Annotated in this window: 1 protein-coding gene; it reads left to right on the top strand. The window is 37.5% G+C overall.

From position 1 onward, the window contains the following. Positions 1 to 259, top strand: a 259-nt coding sequence (locus tag KB213_RS12125; RefSeq protein ID WP_211683496.1) for a hypothetical protein, incomplete at both ends; no start/stop codon positions are given.

Raw genomic sequence — 259 nt, forward strand, 5'->3', positions numbered from 1 at the left:
CCAAAACTTATTAAAGTACAAAGTATTTGTGCCTAAAAGCAATGGCAGCGGAGCAATAGGTGAAGTACTATCTACGCCGTTAATCGGCGAGCCGTTAATCGGCTCTACACAATCGTTTATTAGTATTGGTGTATCTAATAATGAACAAGAAGCATCTGCAATACTCAAATATGTTAAATCTCGGTTTGCCAGAGTGATGCTTGGTGTATTAAAAGTCACACAGGATAACAGTAAAAACGTATGGCAATATGTTCCTATT

The organism is Neokomagataea anthophila (assembly GCF_018122595.1).
In the GTDB taxonomy this organism is placed as follows: domain Bacteria; phylum Pseudomonadota; class Alphaproteobacteria; order Acetobacterales; family Acetobacteraceae; genus Gluconobacter; species Gluconobacter anthophilus.